Source organism: Dehalogenimonas etheniformans (assembly GCF_014672715.2).
Classification (GTDB): Bacteria; Chloroflexota; Dehalococcoidia; order Dehalococcoidales; family Dehalococcoidaceae; genus Dehalogenimonas; species Dehalogenimonas etheniformans.
Window position 1 is genome coordinate 78713 of the sequence record NZ_CP058566.2, and the last position, 25146, is coordinate 103858.

Below are 25146 nucleotides of genomic sequence, written 5' to 3' on the forward strand. Positions count from 1 at the left end.
TCGGCCTACTTGAACAGTTTCTCAACTTCGGGGAGGGCGGGGATGGTAGACATGACGATGACGCGATCGTCCACATCGATAGGATACTCATCAGGCGGAACCGAAGGCCGCCCGTCGCGTACAACTGCCACAATTAGAGCGTTCTTGGGCACCGGGATGTCGCTCACCGGTTTTCCGACGATCTTCGCCTTCGGTGACACGATAAATTCAATGGCTTCCAGGGTGTTGTTCTCCAGGACCGAAGCTGCAACCGCACCACCGCGAAGGACGAAGTGGGCGATTTTGCGGGCGGTAATGATAGCGGGAGAACCGGCAACATCGATGCCTGCAGCTTCAGCAAGGGGCAGGAAATCCGGGTTGTTGATCATGGAAAGAGCCCGTGATACGCCCAAGGTCTTTGCAAGTAACGTCGCTAATATATTGAGTTCATCGTTCTGGGTGACAGACACTACTGCATCAGCTTTGCTGATGCCCTGTTCCAACAGAAAATCGCGGTCTGTCGGTTCACCTTGAAGCACCAGGGCACGTTCCAACTTGGTTGCTATTTCCTCAGCCCTGACCTGATCGCGCTCAAGTATCTTGACCTGGACGCCCTGGCGGATCAAGCCTTCGGCGACAAGATAGCCGATGCTGCCGCCGCCGATAACCACGACGTTCCGGTTTGGTCTTTTGGCGCCGGCAAACAGCTTGGCGAGCCGCTCGACGTGGTCCGCCGGTATGGCGATGTACAGGGAATCACCGGAGTGGATGATTTCCTCTGGATTGGCAATCACTCCTCCTTCATTGTGCCCGACGGCCACAATGAAAAAAGGAATGTCCTGAGCGATTTCCGACAGTTTTTTCCCGGCAAGATTGTCGTCTTCGATCCTGAACTCCCGGATCCGGACCGTCCCACTGCCGAATTCTTCGGCAGGGGTCGAATAAAAACCCGCCAGGATGGAGAGGATCTCGCGGGCCATTTCGGCTTCGGGGTTGATATAGACGTCTATGCCCAGGTTCTTAGGCCGAACGATGCGGCGGGTGGCGATCGGGCTCTTGGCCGGCATTTGGAAATAACCCGAGTAATCCGGGTTGCGGATACGGGCGGCAGTCCGGGCGGCTCCCATTTCCTTGGAAATGAAACAAACAACCATGTTGGTCTCGTCGGAATCGGTAACCGCAAGGACCAGATCGGCGCGATGGGCTTCGGCTTCACGGAGGACGCGCGGCGTGGCGGCGTTGCCCTGAACGATACGGACATCAAGCTGGCGCTTGATCGATTCTAAGGCCTGACCGGATTCCTCAATGACGACAACGTCGTGGTTCTCAACTGAAAGGAGGGTGGCGATGTTGAGGCCGACGACTCCGCCGCCGGCGATAACAATGTACACCTATTTCGCCCCCGGCGTACTCCCGAAACGGAGGAAGGCTGCCAGGGAATTAAGAAATGCGGAGATGCGGCTGCGCCGGCGGACTACCCTGATCACCCGATCGGCGGGACGGGAACGGGACAGAGAAATGGCTGCTGTCTGCTTCATGAACCTTTCAAAAAGCGGGCTGGGATTTTTTGTCTACCGGGAAGGAATTCTAGGCTGAAACCCGGTCAGTGTCAACCATAAAATTGGCACCGGCTTTTAACTCAACAGACTATTTTAACGATTATTTCTTCTCGTCGTGGTGATATTCCGCTTCATCATGGGGTGTCAAGGGGCATGAACCAGGCTCAAGGGTGCATAGTTGGCCGCCAGGGCAGCAGGACTGACACTCAAGCTGTAATGTAGTGTGGTTAATCTCGTAGCGATCAGCTAAGAGCTTCTCCACCTCGGCACGGACCAGAGCGGTCTCCGAGGTTAAGCGATCTTCGATTACGATGTGGCTGGAAAGGGCGTGGAGGTTGGGAGTCAAGCTCCAAACGTGAAGGTCGTGGACTTCCTTGACGCCAGGGAGGTCGCGGATGCTCCCTGCCAGTTCATTCAGGTCGATATGAGCCGGCGTGGATTCGAGAAGCACCGAAACACCCTCCGAAAGAATACCCCAGGCCGAGACCGCAATGATCAGACCGATGACGATGGATATCACCGCATCAGCTTCGGCGAGCCCCGTGACCTTGATGACGATGGCGCCGAGGATGACACCGACTGAGGCCAGAGCATCGCCGAGCACGTGCCAGAAGGCGCTCTTGACGTTGAGGCTATCTTTTCGGGCTTCGCGCAACCAGAAGGCGACGATGAGATTGGCTACCAGGCCGAGCACAGCGACGACCAGCATCACCGAACTGTCGACGTCCGGCGGGGATTGCAGACGCCTGACGGCTTCATAGAAAATGATCCCGGCGATGGCGAATATGGCTAGGGCATTTACGATGGCGACGATGACGCCGATGCGGTGGTAGCCGAAAGTCATGCGGTGCGAGGGCGGGCGTTGCGCCTGGCGCAGTGCGTAAGCCGATAGAGAAAGGGCAACGATATCGGCCAGGACGTGCCCGGCATCCGACAACAGAGCCAGACTGTTGGAAATCAGTCCGCCGATCACTTCGGCTATGAGAATAATACTCGAAAGACCGATGCCCAGAATTAAACGGGAGCCCACGGCATGGTGGCTATGATCGTGCTGGTGCATGTTTTAGGCTCAGTTTCCGAGATTCGCTGTTGTTTTTTTGCCTCTACGCCATTATCATATCAACAATAGGAAGATTGGTGTAATCAGCGCCGGAGGCAAAATGGCTAAATTTTCCATCATCCCCAAAGAAGAAAAATTCTTCGATCTTATCGAAGTCAGCGCTGCCAACATAGTCAAGACCGCGGAGGCGTTGAAAGACCTGGTAAACAATTGGAGTGACATCCATGAAAAAGTTCTGAAGATCGTCGAATTGGAACACGCCGGCGATTCGGTGACCCACCAAATCATCGCCATGCTACACCGCAGCTTTGTCACCCCTTTCGACCGGGAAGACATCGCGCTGCTTGCCCACTCCATGGACGACGTGGTCGATTTCATTCATTCGGCAGCGGATTACATGCTTCTTTACAAAGTCGGCCAACCCGGAGAAAGGGTCAAGGAACTGGCGGGAATCATTCTCGAAGCGACCAAGGAAGTCGCGGCAGCCGCTCCCAAACTTCGGCAAAAGGCTGGGCTGAAACAGCTCCTGGAGCATTGCATCGAGATTAACCGGCTTGAGAATCTCGCCGACCAGGCATACCGTTCCGCTCTCGTCGAACTGTTCGAGGAATACGATATGGTCGATATCATCAAATGGCGGGAGATTTACGAGTCCATGGAGAGTGCCACCGACCGCGCAGAGGATGTAGCCAACGTTTTCGAAGGCGTAGCCCTTAAAAACGCTTAAAGCATTTAGTGTGATTGATATCCAGTTACCCCAAACTTGAAAAGAAGGTTTGAAACATAGACTCTAACTTAGCTTTTATCATTTTTATCATCTTCATAGCGTTAGCCTTTGACTATACCAACGGCATGCACGATGCGGCTAACTCCATTTCCACCATCGTTTCTACAAGGGTCCTGACCCCGCGGCAGGCGGTAGCCTGGGCAGCTTTCTTTAATTTTATCGCTTTCCTGGTTTTCGGTACCGCAGTTGCCAAGACCATTGGCAGCGGCATGATCGATATTAATACGGTAACGCCGACAGTAATCCTGTCTGGCTTGCTTGGGGCAATATCCTGGAACCTCATCACCTGGTACCTGGGGCTGCCAAGCAGTTCGTCTCACGCCCTTATCGGTGGCTATGCCGGGGCCTCGATCGCCCACGCCGGTTTTGGAGTCATCCTTATGGCTGGCTGGTACAAGACTCTGATCTTTATCGTACTGGCTCCGACTATAGGACTTGCCCTCGGATTTATACTACGCGTGGCGACGACCTGGATCGTTTATCGGAACCCTCCGGGGGTCATAAACAGGTTCTTCAGGGTGGCTCAGATGTTTTCGGCGGCGGCTTATAGCCTGGGGCACGGCGGCAATGACGCTCAAAAAACCATGGGCATTATCACCAGCCTGCTGGTCGCCGGAGGGGTGATTTCGACTTTCGACATCCCGCTCTGGGTCGTTCTGGCCGCTCAAGCGGCGATCGCTTTGGGGACATTGAGCGGCGGCTGGCGGATCGTGAAAACGATGGGACAAAAGATCACCAAACTAGCGCCCATCGACGGTTTTTGCGCCGAGACCGCCAGCGCGGTGAGTATTTTTACGGCCACTCATCTCGGGATCCCGGTCAGTACCACTCACGTGATCACCGGAGCCATCTCAGGCGTAGGTTCGGTGAGGCGCCTTAGCGCCGTGCGCTGGGGAGTGACTCTGCGCATCGTGTGGGCCTGGATCATGACCATCCCTGCGGCGGGGATTATCGCTGCCCTGTTGTTCTGGATCCTGAACCTAATATTCTAGGGGTTAAAGCGGATCGTCCGATGCGGCTAGGCCCGGCGTTTACAGGTCAATCCGGCGGGGGTGAACCTTCGATTTTTCGGCGGCGATGATGGCCGAGATCTCCGAAACCGCCTGATCGATTTTGCCGTCATGGTTGACCACGAAATAATCGAACGCAGGTAGTTGCTTGAGCTCTTCAGGCGCTGTCTCGAGCCGCCTCTTTAAAGTCTCCGGCGATTCGGTTAAGCGGCGTGACAGCCGGTAGTTCAGGTCTTCCAACGAAGGCGGCAGCATGAAAACGAATACTGCCTCAGGGGCGATCTTTTTGATCGAGGCTGCGCCCTGGACATCCACCTTCACGATGACGTCGGAACCATGTCTCAATGCTTCACGAACTGCGGACTTGGGCACGCCATAAAAATTACCATAAACCTCAGCCCACTCAAGGAGTTCGTTTTGGGCAATCGCCTTTTTGAACTCGGCCTGGGTAGTGAAACGGTAGTCTTTGCCGTCGATTTCCCGGGGGCGCTGGGACCGGGTGGTAATGGTAGTGATGAATTTGAGGCCGGGCAGGCGGCGCTCCTTCATCCGCTCGAGCACGGCGTCCTTGCCAACTCCTGAAGGTCCTGAAAGTATGAGCAGGACCGGAGCCGGCCGGGGCGGGCTAAAGGTCAAGCGGTACCTCGGCAACATCCGTCTTCATGGCACCGCGGCCAATACTGACGCGGCCAGTGATGGTTTCAGGTGCCAGTGCGGCTAAAACCACGTGACCCGAATCGGTAAAAATCACCGCCTTGGTTTTCCGGCCGTTGGTCATATCGATCAACGTACCCTTGTTGCGGCTCTCCTGGATGATGCGCTTGATGGGGGCGGAGCCGGGCGGGGCGATAGCGATAAGGCGATTCATCGCCAGGATATTACCAAAGCCGACATGGACCAGTTCGATCGCCATTTCTGCCTCTTGATTCGCGGGAAGTATTTAATATTTTATACCCTGTGCCTAGCATGGGGCAACATAACAGAACTCAACCCCTCAGGTTCCGGCAGGGGCGACTCACCTGTTTCTTAGTTAGTCTTGGCTAACAGGTAGCCTTCGCCGGCTTTGGTGAGGATCAAACTGGGGTTATTGGGGTCGGTCTCGATTTTTTCGCGAAGATGTCTGATGTAGACGCGAATGATCTTAACATCGTCGGGGACCGGATGGCCCCATATCTGCTGAGCGATAGTCTTGTGGTTGACCACGTTTCCAGCGTTTTCCAACAAGATACGCAGGGTGACGCTTTCCGTGGAGGTGAGATCGATGGACCTGTTGCGGTAATCCAACCTCCGCAGTGAGGCATCGAAGTGGAAATCACCGAAGGTGAGCCTGAGTTCCTCTCCCCTGGCCGGCTGAGGCACGAACCGGGAGAGCGCCGAACGAACGCGGGCCAAAAACTCAAACTGGCGGAACGGCTTCACGATGTAGTCATCGGCCCCCAGTTCGAAAGCGCGTACGACGTCGACTTCTTCATTTCTGACGGTTAGCACGATTAGGGGCACCTTGGAAAAAGATCGGATCGACCTCAGAACGTCATAGCCGCTCATGTCAGGCAAGCCAAGATCAAGCACGACCAGATCAGGCGTAGCGGTTTTTACCAGTTCCGAACCCTCTCCGCCCAGGTGAGTCCAGACGATCTTGATATCGGGCCAGATTACGCCAAGACAGAGGGAAACCAGCTGGATGATGCCGTCGTCGTCATCAATTATCAGCGCTTTCATTCTTTTCCCCTTTTTTAACGGTAGGCAGGGCTACAAAAAAACGGCTGCCCCGACCGAGTTCGCTCTCCACCCAGATCCTGCCCTTGTACCTTTCCACGATTGCCCGGGTTATTACCAATCCCAACCCAAGTCCGTCCTTCCGCTGTTGACCTGGATCACGACGTTCATACGGCTGGAACAATGCCTTTTGGGTGTCAGGCGACATGCCGCAGCCTGTGTCCCTGACTTCAACGACCAACTCGCCCGGTTGTACGGACGCTTTCATGATGACCGAACCCTTCTTGGGTGTGTATTTGAAGGCGTTGTTGAGCAGGTTCATAATCACCTGTTGCAGGCGTTCGCGGTCTCCCCAGACCCGGGGCAGCCTGGCAGGCAGTTCGAGGCTGAAAGCCAGTTCGCTTCTTTCGGCGGTCGGTTTAACAAATTCTGTGATTTCCCGAAGCAATTGCCGAAGATTAACGGGATAGAATTCAAGGTTGAGGGTGCCAAGTTCCAATCTGATAAGGTCGTGCAGCTCATCGATACGATGATTGACGGCTTTGGCGCCGAAGTTGATGTTCTTGGCAAAGCTGAGTAGCGGTTCTTTCCGGATGTGAGACACCAGGTAATCACTTGAAGCCATAAGTGAGGTCAAAGGTGTTTTCAGCTCGTGAACCAGGGCACGGGTGTAGTTGGTCCGCATATCTTTGTCAGCCTGGAATTTTTCACGGAGCTTGATTTCCTGTTGTAGGAGATCCTCGCGTTGCTTTTCTGTGCCTTTGCGAAAGCCGACATCCCGGCAAGCAAGCACAGCAGCCTTTTGGCCATTAAATTCAAAGAGGCGCGCATTAATCTCTGTTGGAAAAAGTCTTCCCTGTCGTGAAACAAGAGTCGCGTCGAAGGATGCTTGAACCCCTTCGGGGATCGCTAACAACATCTTTTTCAAGGATTCCAAACTTTCGGGCGCGACGATTCTGGATATGCTCTCTCGTAAGATTTCTTCCCGGGCATATCCGTATAACGAACAGGCGCTCGGAGTTACCTCCTCGATTGTGAAAGTTCTAACGCTACAAAAAATAATGGGGTCAGGGTTGTTTTTGAAAATAACCTGATAAATGTCCGAGCCTGGAGAATTTTGGGCCATCCACGCTCCTTTAAGTGGATTTGTTTTGTGAGGATTTTCGCAACATCATATCACAAAAAATACCTCATATTTAATCCAGCCAAAAAGATTACGATAAATTAATCTCCTAATATAAATGTCGCATTAACAAAAATAAATCAGCATAGTACTAGTACTAAAGAACGATGTAATCAGTATAGTAGATGCCATAATACTGCTAAGTTGACTCATAAAAGACAATGATCATATCAGATTACTTAATGAATCAACTAAAGTTGAAAAGCAACCTAACAAATAAATGTTTAGCCCAGCAAACAAAGCAATGGAGGCTGCATGCAGGTTGACGACCGGGAAAGACCGGTTGGCCGCGGGGAAGACTGCGAATAATAAAACGAACACAAGAAAGAGAGGAAATCCAGATGTCTATTTTTCATAGCACCGTCACCCGACGCGATTTCATGAAGGGTCTTGGATTAACCGCTACGGGCGCTGCTGCTCTCGTTTCACCGAGTTTTCACGATCTCGATGAATTAACAGCTTCAGACAGCTCAAAACCCAAACGTGCCTGGTGGGTAAAGGAAATTGACGAGCCTACGGTTGAGATCGATTGGAGCATCATGAAACGCGGCCACGGCGGACATAGTACCCAATCCGCGGCCGTTGTTGCCCGCTACCCGGGGCTGGATGCCTATAACGATATGAATAAAACCGAGAAGAGCGATATTGACCGGTTGAAAGACAATGAACCGGGTTACCAGTTGCGTGATTCAGCCTTGAGCGGCGGCAATAACATCGGCCGAGGAGCCTTGGGGGATACGGCATCCGATCTGAAGTTCGGTCAGGTCAAAGCTAAGACTCCCGAACAACTCGGCGTACCAAAATGGACAGGTTCTCCCGAGGAGGCGACCAAGATGCTTCGGGCAGCAATGATGTTCTACGGCTCCTCAGCCATAGCTACATCCGAGATCAATGAACATCACCAAAAACTTATAGGTTTAACGGGCGAAAACCAGGGTACTGGATATATGCACAAGGAGCCGCCAACCACTTCCACTAAGCCCCTTGTATTCTACGATAAACCTAATTTTTCGTTCGACTCTAAGACCGGCATTTCATACCTGCCTAATGTGCCACTGTACGGAATAACATGGCTGCAGCCTCAAAATCCTGAATTGAACCGCCTGCGCCCGACGACCTTAGGCCGCCTAGCCCAGACCCGCTATCGCTTGCGCGAGGTGCCGCGAGCCTGCACCCAGGCTTTCGTCATGGGACTTGGATATGAGAGCATGCTAGATGAGCCCTACCGAGGCATTCCGTCCAACGCCGGGGCAGTGCTTGGTGGCCTTGCTGAAAACGCTCGACACTCAATTATGGCGATTAGTCCCGAAGTCGGCGCTTTCGGAGGCTATTTTGATCTATTGACTACCCTGCCGGTGGAGCCCACCAAACCGATAAACGCTGGCATCTGGCGCTTCTGCCAATCATGTGGTTTTTGTGCTGATAAATGTCCCTCCGAATCGATCACCAAAGTAGGTGAAGCCGAGCCTTCCTGGGAAGTCAGACCTTCAAAAACCAACCCGGTTGATAAACTCACCGGAGAGTATTGGTCGACTCTACGTCAGGACGCCGGCGGCGAATTCCACAAGATGGGCCGGAAGACATTATGGACGGACATGCCGACCTGCCAGCTCTACGTGAGGAGCGTAGCGACCTGCAACGTATGTTGGGGTAATTGCGTATTCAATGGCGCCAACGGAGCTATGATTCACAATGTGGTAAAAGGTACGGTTTCAGCCACTAGCTTGTTCAACGGTTTCTTCGCCGCTATGTATCCGAATTTTGGCTACGGGGTCAAGGAAGGAGCTCCTATCGAAGACTGGTGGGATCTGGTGCTTCCCAGTTACGGTTTTGACTCAACGATGTACACCACGCACATGGGTTACTAGCAGAAATAGCATTTCGGAAAGGAGAGGGGCAGGCCATTAAAGCCTGCCCCTCTTTTATTATTTCAATCCTTTCTCAAATAGCAGGTATTCTTATCGAACTCCCTCTCCCTTTTCAATTTCAATTTGAAAGCCCTTTAATATTCGACGGTAAAGATTAAGATATATTAATCTTAAGCTTTACAGTTTAGATTAATAAAAATAAATCAGCATAAATGCGGATTTACATTTGAGCTCAATGTTGTAACCTATAACTCAGAAGTAATTACTCGAAAGGAGAAAATCATGTCTGGTTTCCATAGTACAGTAACCCGCCGCGATTTTATGAAAGGTTTGGGATTGGTCAGTGCCGGTATCGGTGGTGCAATGGCAGCTGCCCCAGCCTTCCACGACCTGGACGAATTGATGTCATCCGGCGTGTCCACTCGGAAGCGTGCCTGGTGGGTTAAGGAAGTCGACGAACCAACCGTTGAAATAGACTGGTCCTTAATGAAGCGCCACTACAATTATAGCACTCAGTCAGCCGCAATCGTCGCGGCTTATCCCGGTCTGGATAGGTACAATGCCGAAGTAGCAACTGGCCCAAGCCCCGCCGATAGGATGAAGGCTAATCAGCCTGGCTACCGATTACGCGATCAGGCCTTAGCTTCAGCCAATGGCATCGGTTCCGGCGCCCTCGGTGATACGGCATCCGATCTTAAATTCGGCCAGAAGAAAGTCCAAACCCCCGAAGAGCGAGGGGTTCCAAATTGGACGGGTACGCCTGAAGAGGCGACCATAATGATTAGGGCGGCCATGGTTTTCTTCGGTGCAGCGGATATCGGCACGGCAGCCATCGATGAGCACCATATGAAAATAATCGGTTTGACCGGCGAAAATCCGAGTATTTCGTACTACGACAAACAACCTCCAACCACGGTAACAAAGCCGATTGAATTCTCCAAAACCAATTCGAAGTTCAGCTTCGACAAAACGACGGGTATAACTTATCTGCCCAATGTGCCTCTTTATAGCATTACCTATCTGATCCCCCAGGACAGTGAATTGAACCGGATGCGTCCCGGAACGCTGGGCGGTGTTGCCCAAACCCGTTATCGTTTACGTGAGGTACCACGTGCCTGCACACAAGGCTTCATCCAAGGGTTGGGATACCAGAGTATGCTTGATGAGCCATACCGTGCCATACCTTCTAACGCCGGGGCAGTACTTGGTGGCCTTTCCGAAAACGCACGGCACTCCATTATGTCCATCAGTCCTGAATTCGGTGCTTTTGGCGGTTACTTCGATCTGTTGACCACGCTGCCGGTAGAGCACACCAAACCGATCGATGCGGGTATCTGGCGCTTCTGCCAGAGTTGCGGTCTCTGTGCTGACCTTTGCCCGTCTAATTCGATCGTTAAAAAAGGCGAGGGGGATCCGAGCTGGGAAGTCACCCCGAGCCATGAGGCCAAAGCTCATATTCTGCCATGGGAAGGCATTCGGACGGAAGGGGAGTTTCATAAACTCGGCAGGAAAACCTACTGGACCGATATGCCGCAATGCCAGCTTTGGGTAAGACGAAATATGAATGGGGAAAGATGCAATGTTTGCTGGGGCAACTGCGTCTTCAACGGAGCTAATGGAGCCATGATCCACAAGGTGGTCAAGGCAACAGCGTCCATCACACCATTGTTCAACAGCTTCTTCTCGGCCATGCATCCCACGATGGGGTATGGTATGAAGACGGAAGAAGAGATTGAAAGGTGGTGGCATTCATCACTGCCAGCATACGGCTTTGATTCCACAGTCTACGCAAAGGACATGGGATACTAAATTAATTCTGCTGTCGGTAATGAGGGCAGGCTATAGAGCCTGCCCTCATTTTTATGTACATACCAACCGCCGTTCGTTTTCTTAAAAGCTTTGCCTGATCTACCGATAACAGAAAACATTAAGATAAATTAATCATTAGCTTTGGATGCAGATTAATAAAAAAAAATCAGCATAGATGCGTATTTACAGTACAATACCATAATAGTAAATTACTTAAAAGTAAATAATATTAAGGAGAAGAGGATGTCTAGTTTCCACAGCACAGTCAGTCGCCGAGAATTCATGAAAGGCCTCGGCCTCGTAAGCGCCGGAGCCATGGGCGCTATGGCTGGCGCCCCGGCATTCCATGACCTAGACGAGCTGGCAGCATCCGGCGGCGAACGCAAACGCGCCTGGTGGATCAAGGAAGTTCATGAACCTACCGTTGAAATGGACTGGAGCCTGGTAAAGCGCGTTCATGGCGGTCATTCCACACAGTCCGCAGCGGTTACCGCCAGGTATGTCGGTCTTGAGAAATACAACGCCATGGCCAAGACCGAAGCGCCTGATGTTGACCGGTGTAAAGCCAATGAGCCGGGTTACTTGTTACGTGATTTGGCTCTCAGCGCGGCCAACGGTGGTACTTATTCGGGTATCTCACTGGCCGGTGTTACTGGCGGCGTCGGCGGCGTTATCCCAACCTGCGAAGCTGATAAATTCGGACGCAAGAAGGTCAAGACGCCCGAGCAGCTCGGTGTGCCCAAGTGGACCGGTACCCCGGAAGAAGGTTTTAAGATGCTGCGGGCGGCTATGGTGTTCTTTGGAGCCATGGACTTCGGCGCAGAAGAACTGAACAAAAACCTGGTCGGCCTCTCGGGTGATAACCCGACCGTTGGGGACTATAACAAGGAACCGAAGTCGTCCACGATCAAACCGATCGTTTTTGCCAACCAGCCTACCTTTACGTGGTCGGGTCCAACCGACAACATCACAACGATCCCGGATGGAATTCAGCTTCATTCGATCAGCTACCTGATCCCCCATGACCTTGAACTCAACCGGCGCCGGCCGACGAAACTCGGTCAGACTGCCCAAACGCGCTACCGCATGCGGCGCGAAACAACCACCTGCACCCAGGACTTCATCCATGGTCTCGGCTACCAGAGCATGGCTGATGTCCCTTACCGCTGCATGCCATCAGGCGCATCTGCCGTTTTGACCGGTTTGGCTGAAAACTCCCGCCATTCTATTATGGCCATTAACCCCACTTACGGCGCTTATGGCGGCCTGTTCGATATGCTGACCGACCTGCCACTGGCGAACTCGCACCCGATTGATGCCGGCATCTGGAAGTTCTGCCAATCCTGCGGCATCTGCGCAGAGAAGTGCCCTTCTGGTTCGATCCAAAGGAAGGGCGATGGCGAACCTTCCTACGATGTCCGCCCAAGTGCCACCACGCCTGTCGAAAAGTTTACCTCTCCTTACTGGTCAACTCTGCGCCAGGACGCCGGTGGCGAATTCCACAAGCTAGGCCGTAAGAGCTTTTGGACCGATATGCCTACATGCCAGCTTTACGTGAGATCAGTTGCTGTTTGCAACCGCTGCTGGGGCAATTGCGTGTTCAATGGCGCCAACCTCGGCATGATTCACGCGATTGTAAAAGGTACAGCAGCCACCACGCCCCTTTTCAATTCTTTCTTCGCCACCATGCATGAGACATTCGGGTACAACATGCTTGAAGGAGAAGCGGTTGAAACCTGGTGGGATATGTCCCGACCGTCTTATGGCTTCAACTCCGCTCTCTTTGCGACTCATACCAGCTACGGCTAAACGAATTTCCGAATCCTGACAAAATTAAATGGGTTCCTCCGCATTTAACCGGAGGAACCCATTTAAATCTTCCGTTTAACATACCTTGTTCACTATTGTATTATTTACTGCTGTCATAATTTGGGGTAAAGGCTGCAGATGAACCTTGTTTTAACGAGAGCCTGTTCAAACTCCTGCCCTTATTGCTTTGAATCCGCAGAACGCGAAGACGGTAGGCGAGGCGCCATTTCCCTCGAGAATGTTGCCACGTTTGTGAAATGGGCATCCAATTCCAGGTTGGACTACCTATCGCTATTGGGAGGCGAGCCATTTCTCCATCCCAAGCTATCGACAATTGTGAAAATGTTCCGCCAGGCTTCACCTGGTACTTCTATACGAATTCTCAGCGGCGGCATTTTCAATAAAGAACTCCTGGATGAACTGCCTCCCCAGGAGATCTCGATCGTTTTCAATATCAATGAGCCAAGGGACTACCGCAATCCGAAGCATCTCAATAAAGTGATCAATAACGTCGAAGCCGCTCTGAAAAAAGGCTTCAAGGTTTCCATCGGTTTCAACGTATGGCGCCTGGATTTCGATCCTGATTTTATTCCCAACTTGGCTAGGCAATTCGGATTGTCAAGGTTCACCTGGACGGTCGCCAATCCGATTCGGGGAATTGAATCGAAAGTCGTGCCTACAACGGAATTCCCTGCTCTTGCCGAACGTTGTATGGTCATGCTGAGAAAAGCAGCAGCCTTGAACCTCGAAGCCAATCTTGATTGTCCTGTACCGCTATGTTTTTTCAAGGACAGCGACCTGGCGTGGATCAGGCAGTATCATCCCGGGACTGCTTCAGGCATGGGACCCTGCGCCCCGGTGCTCGACGTTACTCCAGAACTCGAAGTTCTGCGTTGCTTTGCTTTGTCCAAATCAGTTCGGCTTAAGTTGACCGATTTTCACTCGGAAAAAGAGATTGAAGACTGGTTCATGAAGCATCTCGACACCCAATTTCTGGGTACCGGCTGTTTTGACTATTGCGCTGAGTGCCCTCACTTTCAGAAAGGCCGGTGTTATGGTGGTTGCCTGGCCTGCCATGGCTATGGGCAACCGGGTGAAACAGATTTAAGCGCTGCAACCTTAGAGAAAACAATGCACCAGGCTATCGAAGCCGGAAACGCAGATCTGGCATTAAGTCTTTATAAAAAAGCTAGTTTCTGGTCAAAAACAGACCTGGCGACTTTTGCAGCCGCGGTAGCAGCCTCGAAATCCGGAGACTGGACCGCGGCTTATCACTACGCCATCGATGCTAATAATCGGGCTCATGATCCGGTTTTCATGCGGATGATCGGGGATTTTATTACTCACGTCGTTGCTCCTAATTTAAAGGAAGGGACGTCTTATTGTGCCGAACAAAATAGGGCGGGTTTCATTTCTTGCCCGAGCCAGACCTCCGTACCGCCCAAATTAGTTAGTAAGTAACCGTTCCTAAATATCCGATATCATGTCAAGACCTAAAAACTGCCCATCATCCTATTAATTGAAGCCAATAACGGCAACGGCCGTTTAGAGCAGGACATCTAGCCTCAACGGTCTAGGGAGGCTCCCCATAAAGGCTCCTTCTTGTTTTAAATATCCTTCCCCAGATGCTTTATTAAGAATGAACATTAATATAAATTAATCTTTACGTACAAATCGGAGATTAATAAAAATAAATCAGCATAAATGCGGATTTACTTTTGAAGTGACAGATTGTAATTTGAGAGAAATAAAATGAGGAGTGTGAAAATGTCCCTGTTCCATAGCACGGTTTCTCGAAGGCAATTCATGAAAGCCCTCGGTCTGGCTGGTGCCGGCGTCGGCGGAGCCGCTTTGGTTGCCCCGACTTTCCATGATCTTGATGAACTATCGGCATCCGGCGATTCCATGCAGAAACATCCCTGGTACGTTAAAGAGCGCGAACGGCTCGATCCAGCAGTTGAACTGGACTGGGACCTGATGGAGCGGTACGACCGCCGTTATATGGGTCAGTGTTCCAATATCCGCGCCAAGTATTATGGCAAAGACTATATTCTCAAGATCGGCGCAGCCTCAGCAGCACTGCAGGCTCAGAGGATGAAGGCTAATACCCCCGGTTTCGGCCACAAATGGGAAGCCCTCAGAACCGGTCTCAGCCAGGCCAACCGGTGGTCTGTGTCGTTTCTCGGTCCCGAAATTGATGGAAAGATCAACGTGACCACTCCTGAATCACTGGGTGTACCCAAGTGGCAGGGCACACCTGAAGAGAACTCCAAGATGATGGTTGCAGCCATCAGGCTGTTCGGCATGGCAGAACTCGGGTCAAACAACCTGGACAGCAAATGGCGCACCAAGCTGGTGGCTAAAAATGAAAAGGGCAGCGCGACGGGTGATAAATATATCGATACTGATCCGGCAAATGTACCGGATTCAGCCGCCAGGCCTATCGTATATGAGGACGTCGCCGAACCTTACTACACAACCACGAAATGGGTAATCCCGAACAAAGATCTAAACGTATTGTATCTCGGCGGGCCTGAACCGAGAGAGACCGACCGGACATATCCTTCCAGGATCTCCAAGTCGAACCTGGTAGCCAACTCCGGCACCCGCAACATGGCTTTCTATAGCACCTACCAGTTTATGAGGGCTCTGGGCTACAACATGTTCGGCGGTACCGGCCATGGCACCGACTGCTTCCAGACCCCCGGCGTCGCCGTCATGACCGGTAAGGCGGAAAATGCCCGTATGACCAACTGGGTGATTTCCGCCTGGGGTCCCCGATCGACCGATCTGGCTCAGATTACCGATATGCCTCTGGCCGAGACGCATCCGATAGACGCCGGCAAGTGGAAATTCTGCCAAACCTGCGGTATCTGCGCAGACACCTGTCCGTCTAATTCCATTCCAAAATTAGATTTCGGCCCACCGACCTACGAAATGCCGGCGATCAACGGTAAACCTGATACCCAGCATGCCACTGGACGTAAGGTTTACTATTTCAACGGCTCCTCCTGCAACAACTACAGCAAGGAAGCCATTCCCGGTTCCGGCTGCAGCGCCTGCGCGGCGAACTGCACTTTCTCCACCGGCGAAGGCGCAATGGTCCACGAGGTACTGAAGTCGGCAATTCCTACTGTCGGTATCTTCAATCCCTTCCTTGCCACCATGGGCAGAACCTTTGGCTACGGCGCTTTCAAGGATCCGGAAGAATGGTGGAATTCTTCCCTGCCCCAGTTCGGTATCAACAGCACCTTCACCGCTTTGGATGGCGGTTACCGCAAATAGCTCTTACTTAAATTATCGGTCAAAGAGGAGGCTCGAAAGAGCCTCCTCTTATTTTTTTGTGCGCCCGTCCAGCCGCGGAACGCGATGTCAGACTTGTCGAAACACGGTGGTATATTGAGGTAGAAAGGGCGAGAGCATGGATTATACCGTACCACTGCTTTGGATACATTTGTCGGCAATAGTCACGTGGATTGGCCTGTGGTTCAACACCTTGCTCGCATTTAACAGTCTCCGTCGGTTTGTTCCCGACTCCGCCAGAGCCAGCTTTATTTCCACGTTACGCAAACGCTATCTGACCATCACATGGGCGGCAATCGCTGTTTTTATCGTTACCGGTACGATCCTTATGGAGACCAACGAGAATTACCCGGGATTTGGTCATTTCTTCGATAATTCGTGGGCGACACTGGTAGTTTTGAAACATATCATCGTGATTATAATGCTGGCGGTAAGTTTTACTTTGCTTTACGGCATCCTGCCGCGAATGGCCACCGCTATCATCGGGGGAGACAAACTCGGGGAGGAACGGTTGCTGAGGCGGGAAAAGCTGGCTGTTGCAGCGCTGGCGACCTTGGGGCTCGCGGTTTTGCTGATCATCGTTACAGTCGCCGAACTACCGGAATCCGGTGAAACCGCGGCTTTGGTTGGTTGTCTGCTGTAGTTACAACGAGGCGAGGTAGCGATCGATATCTCGCGCCGCAGCCTTGCCAGCGCCCATCGCGGAGATAACCGTCGCCGATCCGGTGACGATATCACCACCGGCCCAGACGGCGCTTTTCCTGGTCAGGCCGGTCGATTCGTCGGCAATGACCGTGCCCTTGCTAGCAAAGGCCAAATCAGGCGCAGACCGGGCAATGAGCGGATTAGGTCGAGTGCCTAAAGCGACTACGACCATGTCTACAGGAAGGTTGAATTCGGAGCCATCGATCGGTACGGGCCGCCGCCTGCCCGAGGCGTCAGGCTCTCCCAACGTCATCTTCTGGCAGGTCATTCCTGAAACCCATTTCCGTTCATCTACCTGAAACGAGACTGGGTTGGTCAAGAAGAGGAAATTGATGCCTTCCTCTTCGGCGTTTTCCACTTCCTCGAGGCGGGCCGGCATTTCTTCACGGCTCCGGCGGTACACCACCGTGACTTTCGCGCCGAGACGGACAGCACAACGGGCGGCATCCATGGCGACATTTCCGCCGCCAATTACAGCGACTTCATTGCCGACCTTGAGAGGCGTATCGAATTCTGGGAAACGGTAGGCTTTCATAAGGTTGACCCGGGACAGGAATTCGTTGGCCGAATAAACCCCGGGCGCATTCTCATTCTCGATATTTAGGAAAAGGGGCAACCCCGCTCCCGTGCCCAAAAAGACAGCCCGAAAGCCGTCTTCGAAAAGTTCGTCGATGGTGAAGGTTTTGCCAACAACCGCGTTCAGAACGATCTCGACCCCGAGGCTCTTGACGTATTCAATCTCTGTTTGAACAATGCTCTTGGGCAACCGGAACTCTGGAATGCCGTACATCAAGACACCGCCAGCAACGTGAAGAGACTCAAAAATTGTGACAGCGTGGCCGAGCCTCGCCAATTCAGCAGCGCAGGTCAAACCGGAGGGACCTGAACCGATGACGGCTACTTTTTTACCGTTGCTTGAGGGAGCAATAGTGGTTGGTGCATCTGTGCGATGACTTAGTTCCCAATCGGCCACAAAGCGCTCCAAACGGCCAATGGCGACCGGGGCCTTTTTCTTGGCCAGGCTGCAAACCGCTTCGCATTGGGATTCCTGGGGGCAAACACGCCCACAGATCCCCGGCAGAGCGTTGGTCTGTTTGATGATTTTGTCAGCGGTCGCGAAATCCCCGGTCTTAACAGCCGAGACAAATTGTGGAATGTCGATAGCTACCGGGCAACCAGCCACGCAATTGCGGGCTTTACACTCGATGCAACGCGAAGCTTCTCTTGTAGCATCATCAGCAGTATACCCGGTCGCGACCTCCGAAAAATTCTGACGCCGCGACTCTGCCCGCTGCTTCGGCATGGCGACGCGATTCAAATCGATCTTGGCTTTGGCTTTTTTAACGCTTGCTTTTTCGTTCATTTAGCACGTCAAGACTTTGGACACCGGCAGATTTCCAAGGACCGCTTTTCTTCCTCGACATAAGTGCGCTGGCGGGCCATGAAATTGTCCCAATCGATTGCGTGGGCATCGAACTCGGGTCCGTCGACGCAGGCGAAACGCGTTTGTCCGTTGACCGAAACGCGGCAGCAACCGCACATGCCGGTGCCATCGATCATAATCGGATTCATCGATACGATAGTTTTTATCCCAAAGGGTTTTGTCGTCAGCGCTGAAAACTTCATCATAATGCTAGGACCGATGGCGATAACACGATCGATATGCTCGCCGCGCTCCAGCATCTCCTTAATTGGCTCGGTGACTACACCTTTTCGCCCCGCCGATCCGTCGTCGGTGGTAATGATCAGTTCGTCCGACACGGAGGAAAGCCGGTCCCGCCAAAAAAGCAGGTCTTTGTTACGGGCCCCCACGATGGTAACCACCCGGTTACCGGCGGTTTTCATGGCCCGTGCGATCGGCATGATGGTAGCGGTGGCGAAACCGCCAGCCATAAGGCAGACGGTGCCGAAATTTTCGATTTCGGTGGGATTGCCGAGCGGTCCTACGATATCGACGACGGCATCTCCATCCTGAAGGCGGCTGAGCTTGGTGGTGGTGGTGCCGACCTCCATGAAAACGATGGAGATGCTGCCTTCATGGGCGTCCCAGTCCGCGATGGTCAAGGGTATGCGCTCGCCATTTTCACCAACGCGCACGATAACAAACTGGCCGGCGGCGGCTTTTTTAGCGATTCGTGGTGCGGATATCCGGTAAAGCCGAACCCTGGGCACCAATTCTTCGGTTGAGATTATGGGATACAAATATAGCTCTCGCCATTTGACGGAATTAGTCCTAAAGAACTAAGGACGGTAATAATCTATCATTATAATGGCCTGCGTTCAAGCTTTGAGGATTTCAGCGATCGAATGGTTGCCTGAAAATAGAAAGGGAGCCCTTTAGCTCCCTTTCTGATCGACCTCTTTACTATTAGTAATAATCGAAGAATGATTGGTCGGTCGGGGGTTCGTCGGCCTTCATCTCCGCTTTCTTCTTGTCTTCTTCGGCCTTCTTTTTGGCTTCCTCCGCTGCTTTGGCGGCGGCGGCGGCGGCTTCCTCGGCGGCCTTCTCTTCAGCCGAGGGCTCGGGCATCTTCACTTCCGATGGGATCGAGAAGTGCATCTCGCTGAATCCCCATTTGTTTTCGATCTTCTCAAAAACGGCGGTCATGCGCATGTCGAGCGCAAGTTGGCGGTTCGCACCTTTTTTCAACGTCTCCCATAAATGGCTGGAGACCCAGGCGACGTTGCCGTTGGATTTGATTGTAGTGTAGCCGTATTTCAGAGTGACCGTGTCAGCTGTTGCAAACAGTTTCTGGTAGTATTCTTTCAGCTGACCAGTGCCGATGCTCATCTCATCTTTGCCGGGTCCGATGTTCAGCATGTTAGGATCATTAGTTGTTAGAGCAATAATAGCGTCGGCATTCCTGGATTCAACTGCCGCCTTGTACTGCTCTAATAGATTATTGATGATGCTCCTGGTTTCGTTGTCGGCTCTCAAGGTAAAACCCCCTTATAAAGGAATAGTCACAAAGTACTTTTATAGGATAAAGAAGGCTTCGATGTCAAGCTGGAACGTAAGGCGATTTTCGTGTGGCTGGACTTTTTCCGAACTGGCTGGCAGCAATCCCTTGGTGAAAGAGCTGAAAATTTTTAATGACCATCTCCACCTAAAGCTAATAGGGGCCTTGACACGGCCTTGAAGCCTGTGCTATTATATCTTTCGCGTTTGAAAATAATGATGTTTGATAGAGCAACATAAAGCGCACTAACGGTGTTAACCAAGACGGCTTGGTGAAAACGCCAAGCCGTTTCTTATTGTACTGAACCTTTAAAACTGAATACCGCCAAAAAAGTAATAGGTTATCTCAAATCTGAAGCAAGTCAAGCGGGAAAGAGCGCACGGTGGATGCCTTGGCATCAAGGGGCGATGAAGGACGTGGCAAGACTGCGATAAGCCTCGGCTAGCTGTCTAGCAAGCTTAACCGGGGATTTCCGAATGGGGCAACCCGTCCCGATAAAATCGGGACACTCTCAGCCGAACACATAGGCTGAGTAGAGGTAACCGGGGGAAGTGAAACATCTCAGTACCCCGAGGAAAATAAAAAATTCCCGAAGTAGCGGTGAGCGAAACGGGAACAGCCCAAACTCCATAAGCTCAGTGGTTTAACGGCCTAAGCTTCTGGGGGGTAGTAAGACAGATAACGCCCGGTGTTAAACGGGCAAAGGAGTTACCAACCGAACTCTAGCAGAAGGTCTCTGGAAAGAGCCACCACAGATGGTGATAGTCCAGTAAGCGAAAGAGCTAGGCTCCTCATCTGTTCTTAAGTACCACGGGACACGCGGAATCCTGTGGGAATCAACCATGACCACATGGTAAGGCTAAATACTCTTGATGACCGATAGTGGACTAGTACCGTGAGGGAAAGGTGAAAAACACCCCGAGAGGGGAGTGAAATAGATCTGAAACCGTGTGCTTACAAGCAGTCGGAGCCTCGATTTATCGGGGTGACGGCGTGCCTATTGAAGAATTAGCCGGCGAGTTAATCTGTGTAGCGGGTTAAGCAACTACGTTGCGGAGCCGTAGCGAAAGCGAGTCTGAATAGGGCGTCATGTTGCACAGATTAGACCCGAAGCTGGGTGAGCTATCCATGACCAGGGTGAAGCTCCGATAATCTCGGAGTGGAGGCCCGAACTAATTAGCGTTGCAAAGCTATTGGATGAGTTGTGGATAGAGGTGATATGCCAAACGAACCCAGGGATAGCTGGTTCTCCTCGAAATGTATCTAGGTACAGCCTCGGATGTTCGCTTATGGAGGTAAGGCACTGGATGAACTAGGTGGGAGAGATCCTGCCGAATTCAACCAAACCATGAATGCCATAAGCCAAAGTCCGGGAGTGAGACTATGGGGGCTAAGCTCCGTAGTCGAAAGGGAAACAGCCCAGACCATCAGCTAAGGTCCCTAAGTGCAGACTAAGTGGCAAAGGAAGTTGGACTACCCAGACAGCCAGGAGGTTGGCTCAGAAGCAGCCACCCTTTAAAGAGTGCGTAATAGCTCACTGGTTAAGTGGCCCTGCGCCGACAACCCAACGGGGCTCAAGTCTGTCACCGAAGCTATGGATCCTTCTTCGGAAGGATGGTAGAGGAGCGTTCCTCCTGCAGCGAAGCTGTTGTGTGAACAATGGTGGAGCGGGGGGAAGAGAGAATGCCGGCATGAGTAGCGCAAGGTGTGTGAGAAACACACCCACCGTAAACCTAAGGTTTCCTACGCAAGGTTAATCCGCGTAGGGTTAGTCGGGCCTAAGCCGAGGCCGAAAGGCGTAGAGCGATGGACAGCTGGTCATTATTCCAGCACCGCCGCTGTAGAGGCGAAGGGGCAACACGGAAGGATAGGTTAGGCATACCCATTGGACATGGTGTGTCACCAGTCAAAGGCGTGTGGGGGCAGGTAAATCCGCTCCCGCGATAAGCTGAAGGCTGGAGGAAGTTGCGGAGAGATCCAAGGCGATTTAACTGAGTCCATACCGTCAAGAAAACCCTCGTCGCCGTTGAAACAGTGGCGCCCGTACCGCAAACCGACTCTGGTAGGTGGGGGTAAGTGTCCCAAGGTGATCGAGATAACCCTCGTTAAGGAACTCGGCAATTTAGCCCCGTAACTTCGGGATAAGGGGTGCCCTGATTATTCAGGGCTGCAATAAAGGGGTCCGGGTGACTGTTTAACAAAGACACAGGTCTCTGCTAAAGCGTAAGCTGATGTATAGGGGCTGACGCCTGCCCAGTGCTGGAAGGTTAAGGAGAGAGGTTAGCGCAAGCGAAGCTTTGAACCGAAGCCCCAGTGAACGGCGGCCGTAACTATAACGGTCCTAAGGTAGCGAAATCCCTTGTCGGGTAAGTTCCGACCCGCACGAACGGCATAACAACCTGGACGCTGTCTTAACGAGGGACTCGGCGAAATTGAAATACCCGTGAAGATGCGGGTTTCCCGCCACTGGACAAAAAGACCCCGTGGAGCTTTACTACAACTTGACACTGAGACTGGGTTTATCTCGTGTAGGATAGGTGGGAGGCTGTGAAGCCAGGGCGCTAGCTCTGGCAGAGCCAACGTTGAAATACCACTCCTGATGAATCTAGCCTCTAACCTCGGAGCAAGCCGGGGGACAGTGCCTGGTGGGTAGTTTGACTGGGGTGGTCGCCTCCCAAACAGTAACGGAGGCGCCCAAAGGTCTCCTCAGGGTGGATGGAAATCACCCATAGAGTGCATTGGCATAAGGAGGCTTGACTGCGAGACCAACAAGTCGAGCAGAGACGAAAGTCGGGCAAAGTGATCCTACGGCCCTTCGTGGAAAGGCCGTGGCTTAACGGATAAAAGCTACCCCGGGGATAACAGGCTTATCTTGCCCAAGAGTTCACATCGACGGCAAGGTTTGGCACCTCGATGTCGGCTCGTCGCATCCTGGGGCTGAAATCGGTCCCAAGGGTCCGGCTGTTCGCCGGTTAAAGCGGCACGCGAGCTGGGTTCAGACCGTCGTGAGACAGGTCGGTCTCTATCCGTGGTGGGCGTCCGGAGATTTGAGGGGGGCTTTCCGTAGTACGAGAGGACCCGGAAGGACGGACCAATGGTGTATCAGTTGTTCCGCCAGGAGCACTGCTGAGTAGCCAAGTCCGGTTCAGATAAGTGCTGAAAGCATCTAAGCACGAAGCTGGCTCCAAGATGAGATCTCCCTCCCTCGCAAGAGGGTAAGACCGCAGGTAGACTACCTGCTTGATAGGCCAGAGGTGTACGCACGGTAACGTGTTCAGCTGACTGGTACTAATGGTCGTGGGCTTGACTTGCTTCAGAGTTGAGGTAACCGAAAACAAGTGGCGGTATCAGATTAGAAGTTCAGATTAAAAACTTAATAGCTTACTTTCGTTAAAAAGTCTCTTGGTGATAAGAGCGACGTGGTCCCACCCGTTCCCATCCCGAACACGGCCGTGAAACGCGTCAGCGCAGACGATACTGAGGGGGCGACCCCTTGGGGAAAATATGCCATTGCCAGGGGACTTTTTATATTTCTAAATGAAAAAGCCCGTCTCACTGACGGGCTTTTTGGTTTTGGGAATGATTATCGGATCAAGACTGCCTTGAAATCGATGCGACCAGTCCCAGGATGCCGCCGATGAGAACGAGCAGTCCGCCCAAACCGCCGCCAATGAGTCCGACCACGATCAAGATGATCGCCCAGACCAGTTCACGGACTCGGCTGGCGCCAATGACAGCAATAATACCAGCAAGAAGAGTGATCAAGCCACCATTGAAGAAGCCCCATCCATAAAAGGCAACCCTGAACGTAGATTGTGCCACGGCGAGAATGCCGAACACGATCATCAATATGCCACCGATCAGTGCCAGCGTGTAACCCAACCGCGAAAGTGACATTCTTCCTCCTTACAGTAGTAAATATTTATCGGTTTATTTTTTGGCGAAGCCGCCGTGCTCTCCGGCTAACCTAGCCCGGATGCTGGCTTCGGCGTCCTCTTTGGTAGCCGAGCTACCGACAACCTCTTCCCGATCCTTGTTTATAATGACCCAGGGGGCCGATTCGCCCTTTGAGTTCTTGTGGCCTTCTCGGCGCTCAATGCGGTAAGGCATCTTCTTTCGACCTCGCTTCCAAATCAGAATCGAACGCTATTATTTATTCTCTTTGTGCCTGGAGAAAAAGTAGTCGGCATCGGCAGTGGCTCTGTTCTTGGTTGCTGAATCGGTAGTAACATTGGCCAGTGCTTGCAGCGATCTGGCGGTGGCCAGTTCATCGCCTTTATGGGCTTCGAGGGCATGTCTGCGCCGGGTTTCAGCCACCATGTCTTTGCTCCAGTTCATGTCGACCCCGTGTTGATACCATTTCTGCGACTCGGGTGTCTTTCCGGGCTCGCCTCTATCCTTCGCATAATAAGTCGCAGCTTTTACATGGGTACCATCTTTTCTGGTGTAAGCCTTACGATGGACTTCAATTTGGGCCATATTATTCCTCCCCACCTTATTTAGAACCAGCCATAGTAATGTCCGATGGCTATCGCGCCCGCCACGATCAAGTAGATTGCAAAAAGGATGTTCAGAATTTCGGGTGCCAAAAGTATGATGATGCCGGCCAACAGCGAAATTATGCCGATGATCACCGCGCTATTAATCAACAGCCAGATGCCGACTAACACAAGGTAAGCCGCGACGAGATAGTTCAGTATCGTCGGGAAAATGAAAACCAGGATGCCGAATAGGATCGAAACAATCCCAGCCAGGGGGTTACCCCCGGCAAGCCAACCGATACCGGCCAGGATCATCGCGGCCCCAATAAGGTAGTTTATAATCTTGGGGAAGATAAGTATAAGAATACCCACAAGTAGGAGAACTATGCCCGGGACCAGGCCAGCCATGTCCGGGAAGCCGATGATTTTCATTTCACTCCTTGCTCAAAATGTTCATTACGCATCTACTGGCTATCGGGCACAAATCTCAGGGCGTACCCGTTCATGCAATAGCGCTTGCCGGTGGGTGGCGGTCCGTCATCGAAGACATGTCCCAAGTGCGACCTGCACCGGGCGCACAGGACCTCGGTCCGGGTCATGCCAAACGAGTGATCGGGCTGCAACACGACGTTCAGGGGCGAGACTGGTTCGTAGAAACTTGGCCAGCCGGTGCCTGATTCGAACTTCGTAGAGTATTTGAACAGGTCGGTGCCGCAGCGGACGCATTTGAAGACGCCCGGTCCATGGACGTCATCGAAAGTCATGCTGCCGGGAGCCTCGGTACCGTTCCTGGTGGTGATCTCGTATTGTTTTTTAGTTAGCAGCCTCTGCCACTCGGCATCGGTCCTATCGATCCTGGCGACGGCTTCGACTGTTTTCTTTTTAGCGTCGTAGATACGGACGGTATCGTCCATCCT

23 protein-coding genes and 2 rRNA genes are annotated in these 25146 nt (G+C 52.4%); 11 read left to right on the forward strand and 14 right to left on the reverse strand.

Annotated elements, in window-relative coordinates:
* Nucleotides 1-5: 5 nt before the first annotated feature.
* The gene (gene trkA / locus HX448_RS00435; protein WP_102331152.1) at nucleotides 6-1370 is read right to left on the reverse strand and encodes a Trk system potassium transporter TrkA; all 1365 of its coding nucleotides are present in this window, start codon (nucleotides 1368-1370) and stop codon (nucleotides 6-8) included.
* On the opposite strand from trkA, the gene HX448_RS00440 reads away from it, so the two are divergent.
* Nucleotides 1363-1575, forward strand: coding sequence for a hypothetical protein (locus tag HX448_RS00440; RefSeq protein WP_102331153.1), 213 nt, complete (start codon nucleotides 1363-1365; stop codon nucleotides 1573-1575). The genes trkA and HX448_RS00440 overlap by 8 nt on opposite strands.
* 63 nt (nucleotides 1576-1638) lie before the next feature.
* Here the strand turns inward: HX448_RS00440 and HX448_RS00445 are convergent, their stop codons facing one another.
* The gene (locus tag HX448_RS00445) at nucleotides 1639-2598 is read right to left on the reverse strand and encodes a cation diffusion facilitator family transporter (RefSeq protein WP_102331154.1); all 960 of its coding nucleotides are present in this window, start codon (nucleotides 2596-2598) and stop codon (nucleotides 1639-1641) included.
* A gap of 100 nt (nucleotides 2599-2698) precedes the next feature.
* Between HX448_RS00445 and HX448_RS00450 the strand changes: the two genes are divergently transcribed.
* Both HX448_RS00450 and HX448_RS00455 read left to right on the forward strand, forming a co-directional pair.
* Nucleotides 2699-3325, forward strand: a complete 627-nt coding sequence (locus HX448_RS00450) for a DUF47 domain-containing protein (RefSeq protein ID WP_102331155.1) — start codon at nucleotides 2699-2701, stop codon at nucleotides 3323-3325.
* A gap of 125 nt (nucleotides 3326-3450) precedes the next feature.
* A complete protein-coding gene (locus HX448_RS00455) occupies nucleotides 3451-4377 on the forward strand; it encodes an inorganic phosphate transporter (protein WP_102331156.1) in 927 nt (308 codons plus the stop codon).
* A gap of 39 nt (nucleotides 4378-4416) precedes the next feature.
* On the opposite strand, the gene HX448_RS00460 is transcribed toward HX448_RS00455, so the two are convergent.
* The 4 genes from HX448_RS00460 to HX448_RS00475 form a co-directional block, all read right to left on the reverse strand.
* Nucleotides 4417-5031 carry a guanylate kinase gene (locus HX448_RS00460; protein ID WP_226846788.1) on the reverse strand — a complete coding sequence of 205 codons (615 nt, stop codon included), beginning with the start codon at nucleotides 5029-5031 and terminating at the stop codon, nucleotides 4417-4419.
* The gene (locus HX448_RS00465; protein ID WP_076003261.1) at nucleotides 5021-5308 is read right to left on the reverse strand and encodes a DUF370 domain-containing protein; all 288 of its coding nucleotides are present in this window, start codon (nucleotides 5306-5308) and stop codon (nucleotides 5021-5023) included. The genes HX448_RS00460 and HX448_RS00465 overlap by 11 nt, the downstream gene beginning before the upstream one ends.
* Before the next feature lie 113 nt (nucleotides 5309-5421).
* On the reverse strand, nucleotides 5422-6114 hold the full coding sequence (locus HX448_RS00470) for a response regulator transcription factor (RefSeq protein WP_102331158.1): 693 nt from the start codon (nucleotides 6112-6114) through the stop codon (nucleotides 5422-5424).
* Entirely contained in the window at nucleotides 6095-7237 is a 1143-nt protein-coding gene (locus HX448_RS00475) for a PAS domain-containing sensor histidine kinase (protein ID WP_102331159.1), read from the reverse strand. Before HX448_RS00475 ends, HX448_RS00470 begins: the two co-directional genes overlap by 20 nt.
* 398 nt (nucleotides 7238-7635) lie before the next feature.
* Between HX448_RS00475 and HX448_RS00480 the strand changes: the two genes are divergently transcribed.
* The 6 genes from HX448_RS00480 to HX448_RS00505 all read left to right on the forward strand — a co-directional run bounded on the left by HX448_RS00480 (nucleotide 7636) and on the right by HX448_RS00505 (nucleotide 16726).
* The gene (locus tag HX448_RS00480) at nucleotides 7636-9162 is read left to right on the forward strand and encodes a reductive dehalogenase (RefSeq protein WP_102331327.1); all 1527 of its coding nucleotides are present in this window, start codon (nucleotides 7636-7638) and stop codon (nucleotides 9160-9162) included.
* Between the two features lie 282 nt (nucleotides 9163-9444).
* Nucleotides 9445-10971 carry a reductive dehalogenase gene (locus tag HX448_RS00485; protein ID WP_102331160.1) on the forward strand — a complete coding sequence of 509 codons (1527 nt, stop codon included), beginning with the start codon at nucleotides 9445-9447 and terminating at the stop codon, nucleotides 10969-10971.
* A gap of 243 nt (nucleotides 10972-11214) precedes the next feature.
* Entirely contained in the window at nucleotides 11215-12780 is a 1566-nt protein-coding gene (locus HX448_RS00490) for a reductive dehalogenase (protein ID WP_102331161.1), read from the forward strand.
* Nucleotides 12781-12918: 138 nt separating this feature from the next.
* Nucleotides 12919-14241, forward strand: coding sequence for a radical SAM protein (locus HX448_RS00495; RefSeq protein WP_102331162.1), 1323 nt, complete (start codon nucleotides 12919-12921; stop codon nucleotides 14239-14241).
* A 306-nt stretch (nucleotides 14242-14547) separates the two neighbouring features.
* Nucleotides 14548-16065 (forward strand): reductive dehalogenase, encoded by a 1518-nt coding sequence (locus HX448_RS00500; protein ID WP_190259882.1) that lies wholly within the window; start codon nucleotides 14548-14550, stop codon nucleotides 16063-16065.
* A gap of 136 nt (nucleotides 16066-16201) precedes the next feature.
* A complete protein-coding gene (locus HX448_RS00505) occupies nucleotides 16202-16726 on the forward strand; it encodes a CopD family protein (protein ID WP_102331163.1) in 525 nt (174 codons plus the stop codon).
* Here the strand turns inward: HX448_RS00505 and gltA are convergent, their stop codons facing one another.
* From gltA to HX448_RS00520, 3 genes are all read right to left on the reverse strand, one after another.
* Nucleotides 16727-18151, reverse strand: a complete 1425-nt coding sequence (gltA, locus tag HX448_RS00510) for an NADPH-dependent glutamate synthase (protein ID WP_102331164.1) — start codon at nucleotides 18149-18151, stop codon at nucleotides 16727-16729.
* Between the two features lie 8 nt (nucleotides 18152-18159).
* Complete coding sequence (locus HX448_RS00515) at nucleotides 18160-18990, reverse strand: sulfide/dihydroorotate dehydrogenase-like FAD/NAD-binding protein (protein ID WP_102331165.1); 831 nt, start codon at nucleotides 18988-18990, stop codon at nucleotides 18160-18162.
* Between the two features lie 166 nt (nucleotides 18991-19156).
* Entirely contained in the window at nucleotides 19157-19726 is a 570-nt protein-coding gene (locus tag HX448_RS00520; protein WP_102331166.1) for a nuclear transport factor 2 family protein, read from the reverse strand.
* A gap of 381 nt (nucleotides 19727-20107) precedes the next feature.
* On the opposite strand from HX448_RS00520, the gene HX448_RS00525 reads away from it, so the two are divergent.
* Both HX448_RS00525 and rrf read left to right on the forward strand, forming a co-directional pair.
* A 23S ribosomal RNA gene (locus HX448_RS00525) occupies nucleotides 20108-23059 on the forward strand.
* 90 nt (nucleotides 23060-23149) lie between these two features.
* Nucleotides 23150-23267, forward strand: a 5S ribosomal RNA gene (gene rrf, locus HX448_RS00530).
* A gap of 72 nt (nucleotides 23268-23339) precedes the next feature.
* On the opposite strand, the gene HX448_RS00535 is transcribed toward rrf, so the two are convergent.
* From HX448_RS00535 to msrB, 5 genes are read right to left on the reverse strand one after another with little or no spacing between them, the layout of a single operon-like run.
* Nucleotides 23340-23645, reverse strand: coding sequence for a hypothetical protein (locus tag HX448_RS00535; protein WP_102331167.1), 306 nt, complete (start codon nucleotides 23643-23645; stop codon nucleotides 23340-23342).
* A gap of 33 nt (nucleotides 23646-23678) precedes the next feature.
* Nucleotides 23679-23858: a hypothetical protein gene (locus HX448_RS00540; protein ID WP_102331168.1), complete on the reverse strand. Its 180-nt coding sequence runs from the start codon at nucleotides 23856-23858 to the stop codon at nucleotides 23679-23681.
* Nucleotides 23859-23897: 39 nt separating this feature from the next.
* A complete protein-coding gene (locus tag HX448_RS00545; protein WP_102331169.1) occupies nucleotides 23898-24227 on the reverse strand; it encodes a hypothetical protein in 330 nt (109 codons plus the stop codon).
* Between the two features lie 20 nt (nucleotides 24228-24247).
* Nucleotides 24248-24661, reverse strand: a complete 414-nt coding sequence (locus HX448_RS00550; protein WP_102331170.1) for a DUF3096 domain-containing protein — start codon at nucleotides 24659-24661, stop codon at nucleotides 24248-24250.
* Nucleotides 24662-24693: 32 nt separating this feature from the next.
* The gene (msrB, locus tag HX448_RS00555) at nucleotides 24694-25143 is read right to left on the reverse strand and encodes a peptide-methionine (R)-S-oxide reductase MsrB (protein WP_102331171.1); all 450 of its coding nucleotides are present in this window, start codon (nucleotides 25141-25143) and stop codon (nucleotides 24694-24696) included.
* Nucleotides 25144-25146: the final 3 nt, after the last annotated feature.